Raw genomic sequence first — 20879 nt, 5'->3', positions numbered from 1 at the left:
CAGGCCTTACATGACGACATGGATACGCAACATCTGGGAAGAGGTCGCGCGACCGCTGATCCAGCGCCCAAGCCGGGTGCAGGTTGCTGCGTTGTGTACCCGCAAGGCAGGTCCCGGTGACGACGTTTTGTTAATCACCAGTCGGGGCACCGGACGCTGGATTATCCCCAAAGGCTGGCCCATTGATGGGCTCAACGGGCCGGAAACCGCATTGCGGGAAGCCTGGGAAGAGGCTGGGGTGCGTGCAACGGAGGTGCAGAAAGATCCCGTTGGTCATTACTCATACGACAAAAGGTTGGATGACGGCACGGCGTTGCCGGTTATCACCAGCGTTTATCGGATCGAGGTGACCGGACTGGCGGATGTATTCCCCGAGTCCGATCAGCGTAAGCGCTGCTGGGTGTCCCCGAAGGTGGCCGCCGAACGCGTGCAAGAGCCGGAATTGCGCGACTTGCTACTGCAATTGTAACAATGTTGTAAAAAACTGATGACAAAGGTTGCCGCGCCCATTGGAACCGTTTAGCGGCGGGCATCATTCAAAACAGCCGTTGTGAACCGATGTCAGACCACCCCACTAAAGCCCGTTGGCACGCACTGGACCGTGACCTACAGCGTATCTCGCGCGTTGAGCACGCCAATGCCCAAGTATCGCGTCCTCTGTTGGCCCCCGGAATTGCACTGGCCTTTATCGCGCTGGCAGGTTTGGCTGCAGCGCTTCTGTTCGGACGGGCCGATGGCGGCGTGATCGTTGTCGCAGCTGCTGCATTCGGCGCTTACATGGCGATCAATATCGGTGCCAACGACGTGGCCAACAATATGGGCCCGGCAGTGGGGGCCAATGCTCTGACCATGGGCGGAGCCATCCTGATTGCCGCCATCGCAGAAAGCGCAGGCGCATTGCTGGCAGGGGGGGATGTGGTTTCGACCATCTCTAAGGGCATCATCGATCCGATGTCGGTGCAGAACAGCAATGTGTTCATCTGGGCGATGATGGCGGCCCTGATATCGTCGGCACTGTGGGTCAATCTGGCTACCTGGGTCGGGGCACCGGTTTCGACCACGCATTCGGTGGTCGGCGGCGTGATGGGTGCCGGCATTGCAGCAGCGGGCCTGAGCGCGGTGAGTTGGGGCACGATGAGCGCGATTGCCGCCAGCTGGGTGATCTCACCCGTTTTGGGCGGGATGATTGCAGCCGCCTTTCTGGCATTGATCAAACACAAGATCCAGTATCAGGACGACAAGATCGCGGCAGCGCGGCGCTGGGTGCCCATTCTGGTTGCCGTGATGGCAGGGGCGTTTGCCACCTACTTGTCGGTCAAAGGCCTGAAGCGGATCGTCAAAATTGATCTTCAATTTGCCCTTTTGATCGGCCTGACCTTTGGCGGCCTGGTCTGGACTGCGACGGTACCGTGGGTCAAGCGCAAGTCTGAAGGGTTGGAGAACCGGACCCGGTCGTTGAAGACGTTGTTTGGCCTGCCTCTGGTGATTTCGGCCACATTTCTGAGCTTTGCGCATGGGGCCAATGATGTGGCCAATGCGGTGGGTCCACTGGCGGCGATCGTGCATGCGGCCGAGTTCGGAGATTTTGCCACGAAAGTCTCGATCCCGACATGGGTCATGGTGATCGGCGCGTTTGGCATCTCGTTCGGCCTATTCCTGTTCGGTCCCAAGCTGATCCGTATGGTCGGCAGCCAGATCACCAAGCTGAACCCGATGCGGGCGTTCTGTGTCGCGCTATCGGCGGCGATCACGGTCATCGTCGCCAGTTGGCTGGGTCTGCCGGTCAGTTCGACTCATATCGCGGTTGGGGCCGTCTTTGGTGTTGGCTTCTATCGGGAGTGGCATGCAGAACGGCGGTGGAAATACTCGAACCGCCAGCGACCGGCAGAGCTGCGACTGGCGCGCGAGGAACGGCGGCGGCGCAAGCTGGTGCGGCGGTCGCATTTCATGACCATCGTGGCGGCCTGGGTGATCACGGTACCGGCAGCGGCAGTGATGTCGGCGCTAATTTTCTGGGTTTTGACTGCGTTCGCTTGATCGGATTTTGCGAGGCTCTGCCTCGCGCTCCGAGGTATTTTAGGCCAGATGAAGAGACGGATCAGGTTATGATCTGGTCGACTGTGAGCGGCGTGTCCGGTGATTGATGGATGAGTTGAGAGACTCGGCTATTGATCGGGGTAGCGATCGCGTACTGTTGGCCGAGTTTGATGATTTCGCCCTGTAGACTGTCGATTTCGGTCGGGCGACCCGCCGTCAGATCATAAGCCATCGAGGTGCGCGCATTGGGGTCGATGGTCAGCATTTTTGTCGCAATTCGTGTAAAAATTGGCGTTGGCAGACGTAGAATGTGCGGTGTCATCCATGCGGGTAGTGGCGTTGTGGAGGTGGCCTCGATCTCGGCGACTTTCAAAACACGCTGCGCCTCGGCCATCTGATCAGCCATCAGGCGACGCCAGTTTCGGTCGAGCAGTTGGTTTTGCAAGGTCAGGCCGGACAATGCGTTCAATGCATTGTTGAGGTTGATCACCAGCTTACCCCATTGCACTGCCTCGATCTGGTCGCTTTCGCTGACGCGTAGATCCGGGGCGCTTAGGCGTTCAGCCAGAGACCGGGAGCCACGCTCGATAACGATCTCACCCGATGTGGCACGGTGATAGGTTGCCGGGCCCGTCGGCACCACGTTGAAGGGCACCATTCCAGCCCGAACGTCGCGTCCGGGAAGAGCGGTGCGCAGGGTGCGGGCGTTCTCGAGCCCATTCTGCCAAGACAGAACCGGGGCCGTTTCCGTGGCGTGTGCGGCGATCAGCGCTGCCATCTCGGCGGTCGCGCCTGTTTTTACCGTGACGATGACTAACTCGGCATCCCCAAGACAGGCAGGGTCTTCGCTGAGCAGGAGTTGTGCGGCGGCGACGTGCCGATGCAGGTTCGAGAAATCTGTCACCGTCAGCCCCTGTCCCCGGATGGCGTCCAGCACCCGCGCGCGGCCCAGCAGCGTCACGCTGTGTCCCGCTGCGGCCAGCAATGCGCCGCAAAAGCAGCCAATGCTGCCTGCACCGGCGATGACGATATTCATGGCTTACCTCCGCTGTGCCTCCAAGGATCGCCGGGATCGTTCAACGGAGCCAGCGTGACGTGAGGTCAGACGCGGGCGCGTCTGGGTCGGGTGCGTTCGAGGTCTTCTGAGATCGGAATGAACTCCTGATCATCACCGGGCGGCAGGTGGAAGGCGCCGTTCGCCCAGTCGGCAGTTTTCCATTCGCGTGTGGCGGTTTCGATTTTCTCCTTCGAAGAGGAGACGAAGTTCCACCAGATGTAGCGATCTTCGTTCAAGGTCGCGCCGCCCAGCAGCAACAGCCGCGCACCCAGTGGTCCGGCCTTCACGGACAGGTGATCGCCGGGGCGGAAGACCATCATGCGACCCGCCTCGAAGCTGTCGCCTGCGATCTCGACCGAGCCTGTGGTGACATAGACACCGCGATCCTCGTGATTGTCGGGCAGCGGGAAGGAGGCACCCGGTTCGAGCTGGACGTCGAGATAAAAGGTCTCGGACAGCATGGTGACCGGGCTGGTTTCGCCATAGGCGGAACCAAGGATCAGGCGGGCGCTGACGCCTGCATCCTGAATATGAGGCAACGCGCCCTGTTTGTGGTGTTCGAAATCGGGGGCCATATCTTCGTGAGTTTCGGGCAGGGCGATCCAAGTCTGGATGCCAAACAGGCTGTGTTTCTTGCCGCGTGTGTGGTCACTGGTACGTTCGGAATGGGTCACACCACGCCCAGCGACCATCCAGTTGACCTCGCCGGGGTAGATCATCTGATGCGTGCCGAGACTGTCGCGGTGTTCAAACTCGCCCTGATATAAATAGGTCACGGTACCAAGTCCGATATGGGGATGCGGCCGTACGTCAATACCGCCTTCGGTGATGAATTCGGCCGGACCCATTTGGTCGAAGAGTTTTATTCGGTTTGCATATTAGGACCTATCAGATGACGTGAGATCAGCGGTTTTTGTGGCTGCACTTGAGCATCCGGCGTACCCCGTGGGTGTCCTGTTGGTTTTCCCCGAGTGAGCCAAGGGGGCCACGGGGGGATAGTGGGAAGGATCACGTATTCATAACCCACTCAGATTTTTGCCCCAAAATTCAAACCATTTGGTTTAAGTAACTACGTGTGCAACCCCGCACTAACCCTGAGCGCTCCTTGGGGTTCACTTCCCGTCTCCTCATGCCATCTTATCAGCAGAGCTAAAGGAGTACGCCCTATGTCTTGGAACCCTGCGCTAGACCCCCACTGCCCCACTGGTGACTCCGTGGATGCGATAGAAACCGTCATCATCCCACGCGCCCGTGATTTGGGAGGCTTCGAGGTACGCCGCGCACTGCCCGCTCCGAAGCGCCAGATGGTTGGAAGTTTCATCTTTTTCGATCAAATGGGACCCGTTGAGTTCTTGCCAACCAAAGGCATTGACGTACGCCCTCACCCTCATATCGGTCTGGCGACCGTTAGCTACCTATACCGTGGACGTATGCACCACCGGGATAGCCTTGGGACGGACTCATGGATCGAGCCGGGCGCAGTGAACTGGATGGTTGCAGGACATGGCATCACACACTCGGAGAGAACCGATGATGAAACCCAAGTGGACCCTATGCCATTCTTCGGCATCCAGACTTGGGTTGCTCTACCGAAGGACCACGAGGACCTAGACCCTACCTTTGAACACGCCCCTGCTGATGCTCTGCCGGTGATGGAAGGTGAAGGCAAGGAGGTGCGCCTGATCCTCGGTAACGCCTACGGGGAACGTGCGCCGGTCAAGACCCCCGCTGAGATGTTCTATGCCGATGCCGTACTTCAAGCGGGTGCAAGTCTGCCACTACCAGATGACCACGAGGATCGCGGGGTGTATGTCGTTGAGGGTTCGGTGACGGTCTCCGGGGATACGTTCGAGGCTGGTCAGATGATGGTGTTCCGCCCCGGTGATCGGGTGTCGATGAAGGCCGGTGAACGAGGCGCACGGGTGATGCTTTTGGGTGGTGAAACGCTCGAGGGACCCCGGCATATTTGGTGGAACTTCGTGGCGTCTTCTAAAGAGCGCATCGAGGAAGCTAAGGAGGCTTGGCGGGCTGAGACTTGGGAGAGTAACCCACGGTTCCACCTACCGCCCGGAGATGATCAGGAGTTCATTCCGTTGCCTAAAAGGTAGTTGATCGCCAAAGCGGAACTTGTCGGGGACCACCTCTAAGACCGCTTTGAGAGATAAAGCCGACTTGCATTGCATGGTGTTTGAACAGGCAGGTGGGCCACTGAGCTGCCGTTCGCCGCATCTGCGGCCTAGGTATCAATCTGCCTCCGATTTATGCGAAGAATAGGTTTTGCGACGAAGGAAACTTCCTTGACTCTATGCTGAGTAAGAACCACAAGAGTGCACTAGGGAAATTTACTCGTCGTTGCGATGCTGCCGACTTCGATAACCCAATTGCCTTCATAATAATTGTAGCATGTGCCCCAGCTTAGAAACGGGTTTCGCTAGGGTGTTCGGAACGAGCTCGTTAATCACAAACGTTCGCATTTATCGCCTGATAATTCCCAGTCGACGAACGACACATGAAAGAAGGCGCTACATGAATAATACATGGATCTTAAACTGCCTGTCCGATGCCTAATAGGGTCGGCCCCAGCCACCGCATTAATCTGACATCAATCAAACGCACCAGCGTTCTATCGTGTTTGATACTGATATTACTCTCGTTGCTTTCGGCAACACAACTTTCAGCTCAGCTTACGCCTGCAGATCCCCTCGTGGATGGAGAAGTTGAAGGGTTGGTTTGTGATGAGGGTCACCAGCTCAGGAGCGGATCGTGCCACAATGAAAAGATACCCGAGAATGCGCACTCGACCGGCCGCTCCTATGGTCCAGATTGGATTTGCAACCATGGTTTCCTGCGTGTTGAGGATCAGTGTGAGGAAATAGAAGTTCCTGAAAACGCCTACCTTGTTTCAACGGGTGACCGCTGGACGTGCAATCGCTTGTTCCAACGTGTCGAAGATAGATGTGAAGAACTGTTTGTGCCTGAAAATGGATTCGTTGAAACACGGTTTGGTGCGCAGGAAGCACATTGCCACTGGGGTTTTCGCAAAGAGGGCCGGGAGTGTGTTGCTATAGAAGTTCCCGAGAACGGGCGATTATCTGATAGGCGAAGCGCGGATGGCTGGGTGTGTCTGAGAGGGTTCAAAGCGACGGAAGGTCGCTGTGAATTTGTGAGCGTTCCTGATCACGCATACCTAGCGTCTGACACATATTCTGGTTGGAAATGTGAGCGTGGTTTCCGCGCGAACCAAGACAAATGCATGGCAGTCATCGTCCCATCAAACGCTCATTTGAACCGAAGAGGAGATGGATGGGAATGCAATCAACCCTTCAAACGCCAGAACGATACATGCGTTAAAAATTTGCCGCGACAGTAGGCAATTGGAGTTCACCGTCGCCCTGACATAGCCCGAAGGATCAAACTTTGAATCATAATTCGATTGACGAAAATCTGGGAAAAACGCTCAAAGCCGAAAGGGTTCACCGCCTAACCTACGGAATCAAATTGATTATCGCGTCAATTGTGTTCGTAGCTGCGGTTGTTGTTGTGGTGTTTTTCTGATGCGCAACAAACCCCCTCAAGTCAGTCTTCAGCACGCAAAGGCATCTGTTCTTGGTCGGGAACAGCGAGAGTTTCAGGATCGCAGTGTTCGAAAATCGCGGAATGCTGATGTATCTGGAGTTATTGAAGAAGAGTTCGGAAAGTACCTGATAAAGGCGGGTATTTTGAGCGGCAACAGTGTTGCGCGTGCGTTCCCCAAGCCACCCGCTAAAACACAAGCCATGATTGCCGACGCAGTTGGTGAAACACCGTTAATGGCTATCGAGGCGCTGAAAAAGATCTTAGAGGAACGTGACAGGAAACGCAGCGTGCAACGCCGTTTAGAACGAAGCTCTGGCACGCTGGTTCCTAGCGAAAGAGAGTACACAGAAGCCTTGCGTCAAGTCAGGTTTACACCGGCGCAGGTTTCCATGCTCAGAGCACTTTCAATCGCAGGGAAGAAAGGCCTGACTATTGGTCAACTATCTCAGGCGGCTGGTTACAAGTCGCGTGAAACATCCATTAAGGTCTTCAAAAATGCAGGATTATTGATCGCAGAATATCTGGAACTTGATCTTCCCGAAACCGGGTCAGAGCAGAATGATGGTGCTGCTCAAATTGTGGCTTTCTCTCACATCGAAAGTGAAGATGAACCGGCGGCTTGGATCATGCATCAAGAACTCCGCTGCGCTGTTCGTACGGTACTTTGATGTACTTAGCAGCGCACGCTTTCAAAGGGAAATCCGAACCGGATCAAACGCACGAAAGGTTGCATGGGTAGCTTATGCTGGAGAAAAGACAATACCCGCTCGAATTGATCTACGTACCTGTAAAACGCGCGAAAACACTTGATCAGAAAAAAGTTCTGACGCTTGCCGAAGATATATTGAAGAACGGCCAGACGACCCCGATCCAATTGCGTGCTGACAACAAGAGGTTCGTGCTGATCGAAGGTCTGCACCGGCTGGAGGCCATTCGCGCCCTCGGCGGTGACAAAATTGAAGCATATCTGGTACGTGCCAGATTACACTGACAGTTCCTTGGAACCGGTCGCTTCAAGGCCAAACACGCCGAGTGCGGTTGCAGCGATCAAATGGCTGAGTAAAGGCGGCTATGGGCTCGATGCAGACATTAAGTGATTTCTGCCGAACGGCAGCATTACGAGAGAGTTTGTTTTTTTCACCTGCAGTACCCCGCTCGTCTCAACCTAGACTTCGCTGCCGGTGTCTCCAAGTGCCGATAGCGACCACCCGAGTACCTCGCGCAATCCAGTGCATGCCCCGCAGCAATCACTGCAGCACCAATGTCTTGTCCGTCCGCGTAACAAACACCAACCCAGCGATCATAGGTGCGCTCGCCATTGAGACTGCACTCGATGTCCTTGCCGCGTAGGAAGTTCACCATCCAGCGTTTAGCATCCTGACCAGAACGAGTTCCAAGCTCCGGCGCATCCACGCCGTTCAAACGGACCGGAGTACCATCGACAACGATCGTGTCCGCGTCGCGTACTTGGAGGCCACCCGCAGTGGCAGTCGTGGCGAATAGAGCCGCAGCAATGGATAGCTTCTTGAACAAGGCGAAGTCCTCGGTGTCTCGTGTTAATCGACTACTTGGGTTGCTATGCGGGTATCCACGAGTTCTTCCTCGATAAGCGCATAGATTTCCTCGGGTGGGGTGTTCAGTGAGAACAGCATCAGTGACGGGTCCACACCCAGGTCAATCAGATGCTGCATCGTCTCTCCTTGCCCCTTCTGGATGCCCTCTACCGCGAAGACGACAGGAATTAAGCGAGGCTGGTCGTAGTAGTGCTGATGCATACCTACAATGCCGCGAAGAGAGACGATGCGTTCCTCACCGCCTGCTAGAACGTAAGGACATGACGATACGCACATCGAGCCAGCTAGAACGGCTGTAGAAAGCTCAGCACCTCTCACCTGCTTACCAATGGACAGTGCCTCGGAAACCACTCCTCCCGGGCTGTGGAGAGCCACAAGGTCGGGCTTCTCCTGCATGTCGGACAGGTACGAAGCGAAGCGGGCCGAGTCGTCCACCTCTATCTGGCCACTAAGAAGAAGTATTCTCCCCAGTCCTTCGACTTCCTGAACTGAGAAGTCCAATCGGTTTGGAAAAGCCTCTGGCACGGGTACTTCCAGAGGTCCATCCGGCGGCAAAAGCGACGGATCGCTACGATCAGTGCGATACTCTCGACGTTGATCGCCGGGGGATATCGGACCAGTCGGGAGTTCAACACGCTCCTTGAACGGGCTGGGCATTACACCAAGAACGTCCGACGCTATTAGAACGCCTGCAATAGCGAGCTGTAGGATGAGAACATAGCGCAGCCCTGAACGAGGATCGAGACGGCTCAAAAGGCTCATCACGTTTCATCTTTTTGTGGAGTGGCGCGGTTGAGGATAGCTGCGTCGGCCACGCCCATTGTCGCCTCTACGTCCTTCATGGCGTTCATTGCGGCTCTGAGGTCAGCAAGTGTCAGAGTATCCTCGATGCTCATGCCGTCCTTGCCGCTGCGGATTGCGGCCTGTGTGATAGCCAGCACAAACACCAACACGGCGGGCAACAAGTCGATGGCAATAGCTCCTGCCCACGAAGGTACGAAGTTGTGGGCGTACTTGATTACTGCATCGGCGCTGGAAATCGGGTTGTACGCCGTCTCGATGGGCGGCTCCATGTCCAATACCTCGTCAGCGGCGTTCTTGAGTGTCTTGCTGCGTTGGTCCAGCGCATTCAAAACGGAGTTGATTGTGGACGATTGCGCGTCTCGTACGTCGGAACTGCGCCCATCAAGCTCTGGAAGTACGACCGAGGATGGCAGGTCCTCAGCAGCACGAGCAACAAGTGGTGCCACGCTGTACTGGTTGAGGCGCGAGATAACACCCGCCAGCTTCACACTTTCCTCGGAGAATTGAACCGAACGGCGATCCACTGGACCGGGGGCTACAGTAAGCTCGCGCATCTTTGCGAGGATTTCGTTGCCTTGTTGGAAGGCTTCCTCGATAGGTTCTTGCTGCGCCGCGATCTGCTCTTCAAGGTTTCGCAACTCCTCAGCTTTTTGTGTCAGCACACGAAACACGGCACCCCGACCGGCGGTACCTGAGAGGTCTCCGGACTGCTCGAGTTCAGCCAGTTCTTCAAAACTCTGGCGGGCGCGTTCCACCTCGCGACCCAACGCTTGGCCACTGAGGGCTATGTCGTGGGCTTGCTCGAGAGCAGCTTGGTAGTCGCGGACAGTGTTCTCCAAGTGTTGTTCGACTGCCGCCGAGCCTGCGAGTGCGGCTGCGTTCAGCCAGCTAGACATGGCGATAATGGCGACAGAGCCAACAATCGTAGAGATCGTCAAACCAATGAAACCACTAGCCGTTCGCATTGAAGGCAGCAGACGGAGCATGTAGCTCCAAAACACGAAGATGCCCACAGAGACAGCGATTGAGTACGCAACGGCTGCGAAGAAAGAAACCGCACCATTGTCTTCGAGCAATGAGGACACGCCGAGATAGGTATAGATACCAGATGCGATGGCTAGGACACCCAAGGCTGCGGGGGTAAACGTGTCCAACCACGCAAGATGACCTTCTAGTTCTTTTGCGGTCCGAAGTCCCTTAGCTTCCTCAGCCGTCAAGCGATCCTTGTTCTCCGTCATTCTACAACATGCTCCACACTCATCACGCGATAGTTCGTCACTTAATCATTTATTAAGACTTTTCACCCTGGGTTGCACATCTGGACGATACGAATTGATTGCTTTTGCGAGGCTGCCATTCTTTTGCGATTTTCTGCCAAATTGCGCCGCCAGCTCTAGAAGACGGGAAAAACATCAACCAATTGAAATTCCGATAGCTATTCTGGGAGTGGCCATGAGCATGGATCACATGACTCGTTGTCACACGCGTGAATTCGCTCAGCGGGGTAAATCCGTCACATATCCCTGAGTGAATATGAGGTGTCCCTAGCATATCAACCCGAACGTGTGCTTGGTTCGATCCTGATCCAGTGCGAAAAATTTGATTGACCTAACTCTTGGAGACCTAGCTCATGGAAATCTTGATAGTTTTGGGTTTGGTTTTGGCTGTTGCTGTGTATTTGGCATTTCGCAGTAACAGGCCAATCGATACAACTACTCCGCCGAGTCAGTCAGGTGTGCATGAGAAACCTAGATTGACTACGAACCAACGGCAGCGCACATCGCAGCCAGAGCGTTTTGATCCAGACCATACGGTCCCGAAACCCGACGTCACGATACTATCGGGTTCAGCCTACGTTGTAGATGGCGATACACTGGTCATTAAGAAAACACAGGTTCGTCTGTTTGGCGTCGATGCTCCCGAGATGAACCATCCCTATGGAAAGAAGGCGAAATGGGCGCTCGTTTCGCTTTGCAAGGGTCAAAAAATTAGGGCAGAAGTGACCGAGCAAGACACCCACGGGCGGACTGTTGCAAAGTGCTACCTTGAGGACGGCCGTGATCTATCCGCTGAAATGGTCAAACTTGGCCTCGCGATTGACTGGCCAAAATTCTCAGGCGGAAGGTACCAATCAATGGAAATGCCTGATGCCCGAAAAAAGCTCTGGCTGGCAAACGCAAGACAAAATGGACATATGGGGTTGTGGAAGCAGTACGAAGAGAAGCAAGCCGCCCGTAAGCTGAAGAACTGACGGCACACCAGCAACGGCTTCAAAGTCTGTGCCAGTTTGGGCGACCAAAGGGGTTCTTCCCGAGCCGCCCCGAATATGTGTTGTTAGGTTGTGAACCAATCCACCTTCATCTCAAGTCCTCCGGCATTGTCAGACCGCCACTGCGAGCAATCCTGCGAAGATCATTGACCATCAAGGCGTAGCCCTCATCCAAAACAGACACGATATCGGCGCGTTCACCGTGGCCGGGTTTGATCATCTGGTTGGGGTATGCGGCTGTGATCTGGTCAGCTTCTTCACGCATCTCTTGGCGCACCTGACGGATGCCCGCGAGGATAGACAGTGTGCGCTTCCAGCTTTCGGTGTCATCGGTAAGCGGTGCCGGTGTGGGGTTGGTCTTGGATGTCATGGTTTCTGAGTCCTTGATCTGAACGGCTTCACTGAACCGCTGGGTTAAACATTGAGTGCTGCTGGAAAATCGCGCGGGCATCCCGGTAAAACTCGGCTTTGCTGAGCGTCGTGCCTTTCGACCGGCGCAACATGTCACGCCAGATTGGTAATTGCGTATTGGGGTCGAGGGGATGGTCGGTCAAATGCTCAAGGGCGATCACTGCGGATTGATCGTAGCGATGCCGGGCGCGGCGACCTTGGAGACGCACGAGCATCTCGTCAATCTTCCGGTCGATCACCTCATTACGGCGTTTGGAAATCAGGTTCTCGGCCTTGATCATCGGGGCGGATGCTTTGGCGATTGCGTCTAGGTCTGCCTTCTGCTGGCGGGTTCTGCCGTGCAGCGGAGTGTGTTTTTGGTAGTGACGTTTGGCGTCACCTATTGTGATGGCGTTGGCCATTTGGAGGGGTCCTTTGCGGAAGCCTCGAAACCCCTAAAACAGCACATACCTACCGACCCCTGCGGAGGGTCGATTTAGACATTATAAAATCCAATGAAATCAATGGATCACGGGATGTGTTTTCGGGGATCGAGGGGGTTTTGTTGGTGGCGTTAGTGGACGCCCAGCGTCATCGCTTCTTTGCGGTCGAGGGTTTCTTCGAGTTCCGCGTCAGCAGCTTCGTTTTGCTCGTGCTGGACAAAGGAGAACTTCTCGAGGCTCTCGTCGATCTCGAGGGGGACACCGAGTGTATCCGCAAGTTTCTGATAGAGGGCCTCGAGTGCGTCACGCTGGGCAGTCGTGAGGGTCTGGGAGAACTTGCCGGTCTCCCGTTCTCGCCCCCCCACTACGCCGATCTGGATATGGCTTCTGGTGAAGTTTTCGCGACCGACTGCGCCACGCGTCAGTGGGTGTCTACAGAGTTCAATCGTACCATCGACCAGCACCAAGTAATGCCAGCCGATACCCAAGCGGCCAGTCTTGGCGTGTTCAACGTCGATGATCGCCGCATCTATTCGTGGATCGGCTGGGTGATGGGTGTACCTGACGAAGATACCGGTGGTTTTCTCGCGGTGCACCGTGGGGAACATCGAGGTCCGCAAGTATGTGTCGGCCCGTTTTATCTTGATCATAGTTGCCTTGTCCTGTTTTCACTCGGTTTTCCCACGCAATGAGTTCACTCTTGGTCAACCGACCGGTGCCGGTGGGAGACCAACCGTCTTCAATCAGATCGACGGTTGCATAGAAGTAATCCGGGTCGGTGCAGGCGCGGGGTTGGATACGGTTCAAGACCAGATCGATATCTGTGTCCCAAACCATGTCTGATAGATTGGTCATTCGTACTGATTCCGAAGGTCAGTGGCCAAGCTGTTCACGGATATGCTGCGCGAACTCGGCCCATGTGATGCCATCGGCGCGACCCACTGCCCGGTCCACGGCGAACTGGCGGACGCATCGATCAACACCGGTATGCGTGTCTGATGCATGTTTCAGGAAGTCGAAGCCATCTTGTCCGAGTTCCTGCATTGCGCTCTGAGTTGCAGCCTCGGTGATTGTGCTTTGGATATTCGAGAACATCGCGCGGGTGTCACCATCCACGTCTAGTTCCGATACCGACCCATCAGCCAGACCGCGCATGGTTTCAGTGACCTCATCGACTGACATTCCAGACATAGCAATCTGACCGAACGCTGTTTCATACGTCTGGGCTTCTTCCATTGTCATGATGCTGTCATCAAGCGAGGCGTTGAGACCGTCGATCACGGAGTCGAACTCAGCATGACCTGTGTCGCTACCTTTGGGTTCTTCGGGCGTCTCGTCTACCGCCGAACTATGTTCCTGCGCTGCCCTTTGTGCCGCGCCAATCGACAGCCCTTCATCAAAGACGGTGTTGAGCAATCCAAGTTCTTTAGCCTGGGCGACCTTCATCGACATGCCCTGTACGTTGATCACGTCGCTGTCTTTGAGATCGCCCTGTGAGTGAACATCGCGCTGCATGTTGTTGGTGTCACGGACAGTGACGCCTCCGCTCACGTAGTCTGCACTTGAAGCGTAAGACTTGCTAGATGGCATCGATTGTGAGGTGGCATCGCCGCCACCGAGGGTTACTCTTTCAACCATGTTTTCTTATGTCCTTTAGTTGGGGTTGGTTAGTGGAGACCGAGTTCGATCTCGGCCAGTTCTTGGGGTGTGGGCGGGTTTGGGTTTTCGATTAGGGGCAGACCAGTGATCGCCTTGTCCTCATCGAGAGACATCAGGTGGACGGGGCATAGTTGAGCCAGTGCGTCCAGCGCGTAGCCTTTTAGCCGGAGGCGGGTGAACGCCATAACCAGACGCAGCTTGGTTTCCTCATCGATCTCGCGTTCATGAAGTTGCGACAGTGAGGAGACCTGTCCATCGCGACCTACAAGCTCGAGCCAAGCCACACCAATGGCGCTTTCCTTTACCTTTGTGGTCATCTTGCGGCTCCCTTTTGGTTTTGCGTTGCTGCGTTCATTGAGTTCTGCATCGAGGGCTGCGACCTTGTTCTTCCATCGGGCGAGTTTCTCCTCAGCCCTTTGAGCCTCGCGTTGTTCTGGGGTGAGTTCTGCTTGGTCGATCCCAAGTTGTTCGGCGCATGACGGGCATTGATATTCGTCACCGAACGGGGCTGCGAACTTGACGCCGCAGGAGATGCAGGACTTGTAGTTGACCCTGCGGTTCTCAGAAATGCACTGGTTGCACCTCGAGGCCTTGGGCTTATGGGTCTCGAACTCAACACCACAGGCACCACAGGTCTTGAGGTACATCTGCCGGGAACGCTGTGCTGGTGGCTTCTTGTTGTTGGTGGTTTTCACTCTCGGCATGTGAGGCGGTCCTTATGTCTTCTCAAACAGCCAACTTGCGTCTGGCATCGGGGGTGCTTTCAGCACTGTGTTGGGTTTGGGTGGTGTCGCTGGTCGGGGTGCCAGATCAAAGACAGAGTCGAGACCCTCGGGCCAGTGTCCCGCGATAAGACCTGAGGACCTGCGAATGACCTTGTGGTATCTCGGAGGTATCGCTGGGGAACGCGGCAAAACATGATCGAACAGGCTGTCACCGAGGAAGTCTGTACGCATCGATCTGATTGGTACTGAGACCGGCGGGAACGCATTACCAGAGGCTAGGAGACGACCGTAGGAGGTAACACTGAATGCGGTTAGGTCTCGGTCAGATCGATGCAAACCAAGCCGCTCTGCGGCCTTGAGCGTGTGTGTGCCGACAATGGCGAAGTCGGCGTAACTCAGGCGGTATTTGGAGTATCGAACATCGCCAGTCAGCACCTCGGCTTTACGACCAGGCGGGACACAAAGCCCCTGACGGCCCATGTACGTCCCACCAACGAGATAGACGTTGTATCGGTGTCCCGTACCGAGGAACTCTCGGGCGAGGACGTAGTGGACGAATGATCTGACAATGGCTGATGCGTTCGGTTCATGTCGTCTACCGATGAGCAGATGCTGCAACCTCTCCCTTGCTCTGGCATGCCTCAACACAGCCATGCGGTATGTCGGACGGTCATCCCAATCACCGACCCGATGACGTGTGCCTCTGGTAAACCGGACGGCCTCGGCTATCTCTGATGGTGTCGGTTTGGTCTGCCTCAAGACCGACCGGGCAACAGCGTTGATTGCTCCACCGGGGATGTAGCCACCAAGTGGAACCCCTCGGTTCTGGACGACCGTCCGACAGCGCGAACAAAGACCCCATCGCAGGGGCAGTCTTTCGGTGTACTCAAAGGCAGGTAGTGGGTTGTTGCATGTAGCAGAGGCACAGGTGGTCATTGTGGCCTCATTGGGTTGTGCGTTGGGATTACTGAGGACGCCCCCGAAGCCAGTCACCACAACAGCCGAGGGCGTCCACATCACCCCGCCCATGTGTCAAGCTCACAAAGACAACACGGGCGGAGTTAAACGATAAAAGGTCTCACTACATCGACCCGTCAGACAAGACAGGGATGCGCGTGAGACCTGAACCATCATCGACCAAGGACCAAGATCGATGCGGTATAGGGATTAGGATTGATGGTCACAGTCGTTGGTTGATTATCGGTGATGGACATTCACCTAACGTACACTGACGGGGAACCGTGAAGCCTTGAGAGGAACCTGATCGTGTAACTAGAGGTAAATCTCTTGGTATCTGTATTCTAGAGGGAGGGAGAATAGTAACCCATTGATTTAAAATGAGGTGTACTGCGAGTGACAGTGACCGGGAACGGTGACTGATATCAGGGTAGAAGCTAACGCCTATTCCCCGATCAGAGACATCAGGATAGGAACCTGATTGTGTAACTAAAGGTATAACTGTTGGTATTTGTTCTTCATGAGTCAGCTGTAACTCCAACCCATTGATTTACAACGAAGTGTACCGAGCAGGTCATCGACCGGTGATGATCGTCATCGACCATCAACACAGAGGAGATACTGGGAGTGAACCTGAGATGTACACTATAGGTAATAACTTTTCGTTTCTTCTCTGTCTCATAAGCAAGCACAAATTCAAAACCCCATATAAACAAGGGGTTTCCGGCACACCCGCTTTCTCCTCACCAGCGATGTACCCTCCGTCCTTGCGGATCGACGGTAGGACAACCTGAGTGACCCAATCCTGAAACGCACGGGCCTCGGGTTTGTTTGAGCGCATGATGATCTTGTAGAGACCACTCTCGGAGATCAGTTTGTTTGGGCGAGCGCGGCCTTGCGTGAGTTTGAAATTTCTAACTTCACTTTCGGTAAGGTTAGACGTGGCCTTCGTCACACTACCGATGGTGAGGACTTCCATGACGTCCTTGGTGACGAACCACGGGTCACCGTCGATTTCCACGACGCGGATGGTGTTAGCTTCGTAGACCTTCGACCTCCCATTTTACCCTGCGAGTTGTTGATTTCATTGGGAAATAAAGGTCTAAATTCAGGGGTCAGGTAGGGTGACCTACAATGCGGTGATTTAGGGGTTTTCAGAGCCTCGGCCAGCAGATCACCAGCCGAGACGTTTTGGGTTCATTCAGGAGACAGCAGTTATCGCCTCAACTGGGTTAAACCTTCAGGCCCATAGAGCTACCGACCGCCTTCAAATCGTCGATCTTGTCCTCCAAAGCGTAGAACTCAGCGTCGGTGTATTGATCAGCAAGTGACCCCATCATGGACGCGTGGAGTTCGCGAAGATCGACCAGAGTTTCGTCGATGGTGAACTTGATGACTTCTTGCGTGTTTGCAAAGTGATTGAGGGTCATGTCGTTGTCCTTCCATTGCATGTTTGTGACACCGGCATAGACCGAACGACTCACCAACTCAACAACAACTGCAACGCACTTTCGCAAGCCTTTCAATATGTTAGGGCTTACGATGCAGCAAGTACAACGGCAGCTATATGGACCATTTTCGACCCAATCAACTTGAAGTCTAGGCCGCCAGTCTCTCAGTGGATCACTTCGTCAGACGCCCTCCTCGGTTTAAGACCACTCAAACCCTTCCCGATGGTCAACTTGATGCCATTACGCATGGTAACGCTGAGGTCATAGACCGGGTGCGGCACTCGGATGCCTTTGGCCCGCTTACGGGGTGTCTTGGACAGGCGCATCTCCTCACCTTTGTGGACATCAACACGGGCGACAACCCAACGCACCAGTGCATTCAACTCGTGAGGCTCGAGGTCACTCACATCGCGTGGAAGATCGACCACACCCAGACCAGCACTCTCGGTGATCCGTTTCAGTTCGGCCTCGAGTTCCTCGACCTCAGCCTGAGCAGCCATCAGCAGACGGGGCGTTACTGCGGGTTTCGATTGGAGGTACTCGAGTGTTCCTTGGGCGTCCAACAGTGCCGCCTCGAGGCCCTCTGTCTCCGGTGTGGTCTCAACCGCGTTGGCTTTCCTGATTTCCGGCCAGTAGTCAATCAACACCTCGTCGATGTGGGACACGGCCCCGATGTAGGTATTCAAGACCGGATCGATGTACGCTGCGGTTCGAGCATATGCCTTCCGCTTGGCGTTCCTGTCTGTACCGGGAACCTTGAGAACACCTGTCAGTGCCGCTTTGGTTTGACGGTGCATAGGTTCAACCGGTGACGTCGTCTTGACCTCAGCACCACCAGCAGCCTCGCGTTGCTCAAGGCGGAACCTCACACGGCGTTCGGTATCCTCATCAACGATCCTCGGGAAATAATCCCTTACCTTGTCGATGATCACCCGGTCACCTTTGCGGTAGAACCCTTTGGCAATGGGCAGTGATCCGTCCTTCTCCTCGGGTTTGATCTTGCGGCCTACTTCAAGCGTCCCATAAGCAGCCTCCGAGCGCACCAACTGGCTGACAGTCTGACCCCGCCAATGTCCTCTGACCAACGCAGGGACATCCTGAGCGGCCAGATCACGGGCAATACCGACAGGACGTTCACCGTTGGCAAATCTCTCAAACACATCACGGACCAGATCAGCCTTGTCTTTGATGACCTCGAACTCTCGGGATGTCTTGGGGTCACCAACAACCTTGATCCAAGCCGGTGTCTGAGAGGAGCGCACTCGGTTGCCTGCGAGTGTCTCATCGGTGTTGGCTCCCCATGCTGCGGTCAGGCGCTTAGACTTGACCTCGCTCTCCTCATTCGCCCTCTGGAACCCAACCAGCAGCATGATGCCGTCTGCAAAGTCGATAAGCTCATTCGCCTTGAACATCTTTCCATCAAACAGCGTCACGAGGTTAACTCCGCTCTCAACGATGTCTTGAAGCAGAGCCAGTCCCCTCTGCCAGTGTTGACGCGACAGGCGGTCCAACGACTCCACAAGGAGGGTTGAGCCTTGTGGTACTGAACCCTCCTCAACGGCTTCGAGGAAGCCTCGCAAGGCCCCTACCTCGGCGTTCGCACCTTTGAAGGCTGATACCCCGAGGTCCTCAAAGTTACTCGAAGAAAGTTCGTAGCCATTAGCATCACACCATGCTTGTGCGGCCTCGGTCTGCCGCTTGATGCTGTTACCGTCCTTTTGTTGAGCCGAGGAGAACCTCCGATAGCTGAACGCTAGGGGTTTGCCTCCGTTGCTGAGCGATGCGTTGGCATCCATATTCGAGTCTCTCCGTTTGCAACGGCAGGTTCACCCAGGGTGATCGGCCCAATATATCCGCGTGATCTATTGGAGATGAGGCCTATCATGGTCAAGTGTACCTGCTATGTTACCCTTTGTTTCGTTAGGTGACCGAGGACGCTGGAAAGAACATGAACGAGGGAACAACCCAGCCCAACTCATGCACACACCAAGCAACCTCAGCATTTGCACTTGATATGGTCTTATCGAATTTACTTCAAGAAGATGAAGGGGCCGACCAGTTGCCGTTTGACCGAGGGTAGCGCGCGGCGCACCTCGAACCCGCCCAGATCACGGGCACGGGGGATGATCAGGCTGTCCAGCGCCGGGTTCTCGGACCGGCAGTCGGGGGTATGGGTCGGATTCCAGCTCATTCTCGCTCTCCCTTAGGTCAGGATCTGGCTTGGGCTTCAATATGTTTGATTATGTGGAATATAGTATGATCTATTGTCGGGCATAGCGCATGAGTGCACATATACAGTGCACGATGGGCGGAAACGGCGGCAACGCTCACGTGACGGTGATGAATTGACCCGATCTTCAGACCAGCTTAACTCGGCTTTCGCAACAAACGTGCTAGATTGAGTATCAGGCCAGACAACATGCCCGTTATCGAAAGGAACCCTCTCGATGTCGCACGTTCTTCTTACCCGCCGCAGCGCGTTGGTTACGGCGGGCTGTTTTGCAGCGCTAGGCACGGCCGGGCTGACCACGCCCGCGCGGGCGCAGGGCGTTGCACCGACCCCGTCCATGCGGGGCGGATCGAACAACTATCGCCCCGGCGCCCCTATTGTGCAGCGCATCGGCGGCGGAGGTTTCTGGATGACCGGCACCGTGCGCCGCGCAGGCGACGGAGCCCCCTTGCCCGGCCAGCGTATCCAGATCTGGGCGCATACGACCGAAGGGCACGAGCGCGACCAGCGCAGCCATGGGGCGACGCTGACGGATGCGAACGGTGAATTTCGGCTTGAGATGCCACAAATCGTGCCCGCCTTTGGCCAACCGCACGGGCATCTGGCCTATGACAGCGGCGAATTCGAAACGGTTTTCCTACGCCCGGTGATGTCGAGCGCGAAAGACAAAACGCTTGCCGCGCATTTCGTCTTGCAGCCTGCCTGATACGTGTTGAGGCGCATACTGATCTGGGCAGCGTTGATTGTCGCCCTTCTGGTGCCGGTTATCGCGGCAGCATTCAGCCCTTATCTGGCGTGGCGCGAGCCGATCTACATCCTTGCCGGGTTTGCGGGCATCGTCGGGATGTGCCTTCTGCTGATGCAACCCTTGCTGGCCGGACGCTGGTTGCCTGGGCTTTCACCTGTGCGCAGCCGCTTATGGCACAGGCGGTGCGGTCTGGCCCTTGTCGCAGCGATCGTAATCCATGTGGGCGGTTTGTGGATCACGAGCCCGCCGGATGTCGTGGACGCGCTTCTATTCGTATCAGCCACACCCTTTTCCGTCTGGGGTGTGATCGCGATGTGGACGGGTATTGCTGCAGCAACGATGGGCGTTCTGCGCCTACGCCTGAACCTGCGATTTCGGCTCTGGCGTCTGGGGCACACAGGACTGGCGCTGGTAACCATTCTGGGCAGTGTCGTACACGCCCTGCTGATTGAGGGCACAATGGAGATCATGACCAAGATCGCATTGTGTGTGCTGGTAGTTCTGGCGTGCGTCGCTACGCTCGCCAGATTACGGGTCTGGGAAGTGTCCCGACGCGCTTAGTCCTCCCATACGCATACCGGGGCCGCGTCAGGCTGACAGGCGTTTGGCATAGGTCGCGCGATCTATTTCAACATCCCGCACGGTGATGCTGCCGACCGTGGGCGCAGACGCAGCCAGAACATTCAGAATGATCGCGTTCAACTCGCCGCGCGTTGCCTCATCACGGCCCTGCAACAACAAGAGCGTGGCATGAATGAAGGTCTGCGGTTCGGTCCCGATGCGGAAATACGGAAACGAGGTGGCACGGATTTTGAGTGTTGGGGCATCGAATTCTTCATGCGCGGCGAGCACGGAATAGAGCTGCTCACAGATGGCTTGAAAATCATGAGTTTTTTCGAGCCCGGCAGAGAATTCCAGAGTGATGTGTGGCATTGGTTGCTCCGAGATTTAAGAGAGCC

General features: G+C 55.6%; 22 protein-coding genes and 2 pseudogenes. 9 read left to right on the top strand and 15 right to left on the bottom strand.

Translation table 11 applies throughout. The annotated features are described in order from the left end of the window. Nucleotides 1–10 precede the first annotated feature (10 nt). Complete coding sequence (locus ACR0BT_RS15980) at nt 11–469, top strand: NUDIX hydrolase (RefSeq protein WP_170511319.1); 459 nt, start codon at nt 11–13, stop codon at nt 467–469. 89 nt (nt 470–558) lie between these two features. Continuing rightward, the gene (locus tag ACR0BT_RS15975) at nt 559–2037 is read left to right on the top strand and encodes an inorganic phosphate transporter (protein ID WP_480763578.1); all 1479 of its coding nucleotides are present in this window, start codon (nt 559–561) and stop codon (nt 2035–2037) included. A gap of 61 nt (nt 2038–2098) precedes the next feature. Here ACR0BT_RS15975 and ACR0BT_RS15970 read toward each other — a convergent pair whose 3' ends face one another. Then, nucleotides 2099–3073, bottom strand: a complete 975-nt coding sequence (locus ACR0BT_RS15970) for a 2-dehydropantoate 2-reductase (protein WP_480763577.1) — start codon at nt 3071–3073, stop codon at nt 2099–2101. 65 nt (nt 3074–3138) lie between these two features. Beyond that, nucleotides 3139–3951, bottom strand: a pseudogene (locus tag ACR0BT_RS15965) (pirin family protein); the annotation flags it as partial. A 309-nt stretch (nt 3952–4260) separates the two neighbouring features. On the opposite strand from ACR0BT_RS15965, the gene ACR0BT_RS15960 reads away from it, so the two are divergent. The 3 genes from ACR0BT_RS15960 (at nt 4261) to ACR0BT_RS15950 (ending at nt 7661) form a co-directional block, all read left to right on the top strand. After that, nucleotides 4261–5202 (top strand): pirin family protein, encoded by a 942-nt coding sequence (locus ACR0BT_RS15960; protein ID WP_480714661.1) that lies wholly within the window; start codon nt 4261–4263, stop codon nt 5200–5202. A gap of 1446 nt (nt 5203–6648) precedes the next feature. Continuing rightward, nucleotides 6649–7338, top strand: a complete 690-nt coding sequence (locus tag ACR0BT_RS15955; RefSeq protein WP_480763576.1) for a hypothetical protein — start codon at nt 6649–6651, stop codon at nt 7336–7338. A gap of 74 nt (nt 7339–7412) precedes the next feature. Further along, on the top strand, nt 7413–7661 hold the full coding sequence (locus ACR0BT_RS15950; RefSeq protein WP_480763574.1) for a ParB N-terminal domain-containing protein: 249 nt from the start codon (nt 7413–7415) through the stop codon (nt 7659–7661). Between the two features lie 146 nt (nt 7662–7807). On the opposite strand, the gene ACR0BT_RS15945 is transcribed toward ACR0BT_RS15950, so the two are convergent. The 3 genes from ACR0BT_RS15945 to ACR0BT_RS15935 are packed head-to-tail and all read right to left on the bottom strand — an operon-like array spanning nt 7808 to nt 10286. Next, complete coding sequence (locus tag ACR0BT_RS15945) at nt 7808–8203, bottom strand: thermonuclease family protein (RefSeq protein ID WP_480714664.1); 396 nt, start codon at nt 8201–8203, stop codon at nt 7808–7810. 23 nt (nt 8204–8226) lie between these two features. Beyond that, complete coding sequence (locus tag ACR0BT_RS15940) at nt 8227–9006, bottom strand: COG3904 family protein (protein ID WP_480714665.1); 780 nt, start codon at nt 9004–9006, stop codon at nt 8227–8229. Further along, on the bottom strand, nt 9006–10286 hold the full coding sequence (locus ACR0BT_RS15935; RefSeq protein ID WP_170385602.1) for a hypothetical protein: 1281 nt from the start codon (nt 10284–10286) through the stop codon (nt 9006–9008). The genes ACR0BT_RS15940 and ACR0BT_RS15935 overlap by 1 nt, the downstream gene beginning before the upstream one ends. Nucleotides 10287–10678: 392 nt before the next feature. Between ACR0BT_RS15935 and ACR0BT_RS15930 the strand changes: the two genes are divergently transcribed. Beyond that, a complete protein-coding gene (locus ACR0BT_RS15930) occupies nt 10679–11299 on the top strand; it encodes a thermonuclease family protein (RefSeq protein WP_480763573.1) in 621 nt (206 codons plus the stop codon). Nucleotides 11300–11405: 106 nt separating this feature from the next. Here ACR0BT_RS15930 and ACR0BT_RS15925 read toward each other — a convergent pair whose 3' ends face one another. The 5 genes from ACR0BT_RS15925 to ACR0BT_RS15905 form a co-directional block, all read right to left on the bottom strand. Further along, nucleotides 11406–11687, bottom strand: a complete 282-nt coding sequence (locus tag ACR0BT_RS15925; protein WP_480714667.1) for a hypothetical protein — start codon at nt 11685–11687, stop codon at nt 11406–11408. A gap of 28 nt (nt 11688–11715) precedes the next feature. Continuing rightward, entirely contained in the window at nt 11716–12129 is a 414-nt protein-coding gene (locus ACR0BT_RS15920; RefSeq protein ID WP_480763572.1) for a hypothetical protein, read from the bottom strand. A 152-nt stretch (nt 12130–12281) separates the two neighbouring features. Next, nucleotides 12282–12800, bottom strand: a complete 519-nt coding sequence (locus ACR0BT_RS15915; protein ID WP_480714669.1) for a peptidoglycan recognition protein family protein — start codon at nt 12798–12800, stop codon at nt 12282–12284. Nucleotides 12801–13023: 223 nt separating this feature from the next. Beyond that, complete coding sequence (locus ACR0BT_RS15910) at nt 13024–13788, bottom strand: hypothetical protein (RefSeq protein ID WP_480763571.1); 765 nt, start codon at nt 13786–13788, stop codon at nt 13024–13026. A gap of 29 nt (nt 13789–13817) precedes the next feature. Beyond that, on the bottom strand, nt 13818–14504 hold the full coding sequence (locus ACR0BT_RS15905; protein ID WP_480763570.1) for a hypothetical protein: 687 nt from the start codon (nt 14502–14504) through the stop codon (nt 13818–13820). Nucleotides 14505–14864: 360 nt separating this feature from the next. Here ACR0BT_RS15905 and ACR0BT_RS15900 point away from each other — a divergent pair, with 360 nt between their 5' ends. Further along, nucleotides 14865–15095 carry a hypothetical protein gene (locus tag ACR0BT_RS15900; protein WP_480714672.1) on the top strand — a complete coding sequence of 77 codons (231 nt, stop codon included), beginning with the start codon at nt 14865–14867 and terminating at the stop codon, nt 15093–15095. Nucleotides 15096–16095: 1000 nt separating this feature from the next. On the opposite strand, the gene ACR0BT_RS15895 is transcribed toward ACR0BT_RS15900, so the two are convergent. The 4 genes and pseudogenes from ACR0BT_RS15895 to ACR0BT_RS15880 form a co-directional block, all read right to left on the bottom strand. Further along, nucleotides 16096–16512 (bottom strand): BRO-N domain-containing protein, encoded by a 417-nt coding sequence (locus ACR0BT_RS15895; protein ID WP_480763569.1) that lies wholly within the window; start codon nt 16510–16512, stop codon nt 16096–16098. A 211-nt stretch (nt 16513–16723) separates the two neighbouring features. After that, a complete protein-coding gene (locus ACR0BT_RS15890; RefSeq protein ID WP_480714674.1) occupies nt 16724–16921 on the bottom strand; it encodes a hypothetical protein in 198 nt (65 codons plus the stop codon). A gap of 185 nt (nt 16922–17106) precedes the next feature. Beyond that, nucleotides 17107–18738, bottom strand: coding sequence for a recombinase family protein (locus ACR0BT_RS15885; protein ID WP_480763568.1), 1632 nt, complete (start codon nt 18736–18738; stop codon nt 17107–17109). 242 nt (nt 18739–18980) lie between these two features. Then, nucleotides 18981–19133, bottom strand: a pseudogene (locus ACR0BT_RS15880) (pirin family protein); the annotation flags it as partial. Between the two features lie 256 nt (nt 19134–19389). On the opposite strand from ACR0BT_RS15880, the gene ACR0BT_RS15875 reads away from it, so the two are divergent. Together ACR0BT_RS15875 and ACR0BT_RS15870 are read left to right on the top strand one after the other, a co-directional pair. Continuing rightward, nucleotides 19390–19878: a peptidase associated/transthyretin-like domain-containing protein gene (locus tag ACR0BT_RS15875; protein ID WP_170397223.1), complete on the top strand. Its 489-nt coding sequence runs from the start codon at nt 19390–19392 to the stop codon at nt 19876–19878. 6 nt (nt 19879–19884) lie between these two features. Continuing rightward, nucleotides 19885–20481 carry a ferric reductase-like transmembrane domain-containing protein gene (locus tag ACR0BT_RS15870; protein WP_480612813.1) on the top strand — a complete coding sequence of 199 codons (597 nt, stop codon included), beginning with the start codon at nt 19885–19887 and terminating at the stop codon, nt 20479–20481. A 27-nt stretch (nt 20482–20508) separates the two neighbouring features. Here the strand turns inward: ACR0BT_RS15870 and ACR0BT_RS15865 are convergent, their stop codons facing one another. After that, the gene (locus ACR0BT_RS15865) at nt 20509–20853 is read right to left on the bottom strand and encodes a 5-carboxymethyl-2-hydroxymuconate Delta-isomerase (protein WP_480763567.1); all 345 of its coding nucleotides are present in this window, start codon (nt 20851–20853) and stop codon (nt 20509–20511) included. Nucleotides 20854–20879: the final 26 nt, after the last annotated feature.

The sequence above is a fragment of the Ruegeria sp. CJ6 genome (assembly GCF_056536665.1).
Note: the sequence above shows the minus strand (reverse complement) of the source record. Positions and strands in the feature narration are given on the sequence as shown.

Excerpts from the sequence above, each read along its gene's own strand:
- ACR0BT_RS15980 (WP_170511319.1), top strand. The coding sequence starts at position 11 with ATGACGACATGGATACGCAACATCTGGGAAGAGGTCGCGCGACCGCTG.
- ACR0BT_RS15975 (WP_480763578.1), top strand. The coding sequence starts at position 559 with ATGTCAGACCACCCCACTAAAGCCCGTTGGCACGCACTGGACCGTGAC.
- ACR0BT_RS15970 (WP_480763577.1), bottom strand. The coding sequence starts at position 3,073 with ATGAATATCGTCATCGCCGGTGCAGGCAGCATTGGCTGCTTTTGCGGC.
- ACR0BT_RS15960 (WP_480714661.1), top strand. The coding sequence starts at position 4,261 with ATGTCTTGGAACCCTGCGCTAGACCCCCACTGCCCCACTGGTGACTCC.
- ACR0BT_RS15955 (WP_480763576.1), top strand. The coding sequence starts at position 6,649 with ATGCGCAACAAACCCCCTCAAGTCAGTCTTCAGCACGCAAAGGCATCT.
- ACR0BT_RS15950 (WP_480763574.1), top strand. The coding sequence starts at position 7,413 with ATGCTGGAGAAAAGACAATACCCGCTCGAATTGATCTACGTACCTGTA.
- ACR0BT_RS15940 (WP_480714665.1), bottom strand. The coding sequence starts at position 9,006 with ATGAGCCTTTTGAGCCGTCTCGATCCTCGTTCAGGGCTGCGCTATGTT.
- ACR0BT_RS15935 (WP_170385602.1), bottom strand. The coding sequence starts at position 10,286 with ATGACGGAGAACAAGGATCGCTTGACGGCTGAGGAAGCTAAGGGACTT.
- ACR0BT_RS15930 (WP_480763573.1), top strand. The coding sequence starts at position 10,679 with ATGGAAATCTTGATAGTTTTGGGTTTGGTTTTGGCTGTTGCTGTGTAT.
- ACR0BT_RS15925 (WP_480714667.1), bottom strand. The coding sequence starts at position 11,687 with ATGACATCCAAGACCAACCCCACACCGGCACCGCTTACCGATGACACC.
- ACR0BT_RS15920 (WP_480763572.1), bottom strand. The coding sequence starts at position 12,129 with ATGGCCAACGCCATCACAATAGGTGACGCCAAACGTCACTACCAAAAA.
- ACR0BT_RS15915 (WP_480714669.1), bottom strand. The coding sequence starts at position 12,800 with ATGATCAAGATAAAACGGGCCGACACATACTTGCGGACCTCGATGTTC.
- ACR0BT_RS15910 (WP_480763571.1), bottom strand. The coding sequence starts at position 13,788 with ATGGTTGAAAGAGTAACCCTCGGTGGCGGCGATGCCACCTCACAATCG.
- ACR0BT_RS15900 (WP_480714672.1), top strand. The coding sequence starts at position 14,865 with ATGCAAACCAAGCCGCTCTGCGGCCTTGAGCGTGTGTGTGCCGACAAT.
- ACR0BT_RS15890 (WP_480714674.1), bottom strand. The coding sequence starts at position 16,921 with ATGACCCTCAATCACTTTGCAAACACGCAAGAAGTCATCAAGTTCACC.
- ACR0BT_RS15885 (WP_480763568.1), bottom strand. The coding sequence starts at position 18,738 with ATGGATGCCAACGCATCGCTCAGCAACGGAGGCAAACCCCTAGCGTTC.
- ACR0BT_RS15875 (WP_170397223.1), top strand. The coding sequence starts at position 19,390 with ATGTCGCACGTTCTTCTTACCCGCCGCAGCGCGTTGGTTACGGCGGGC.
- ACR0BT_RS15865 (WP_480763567.1), bottom strand. The coding sequence starts at position 20,853 with ATGCCACACATCACTCTGGAATTCTCTGCCGGGCTCGAAAAAACTCAT.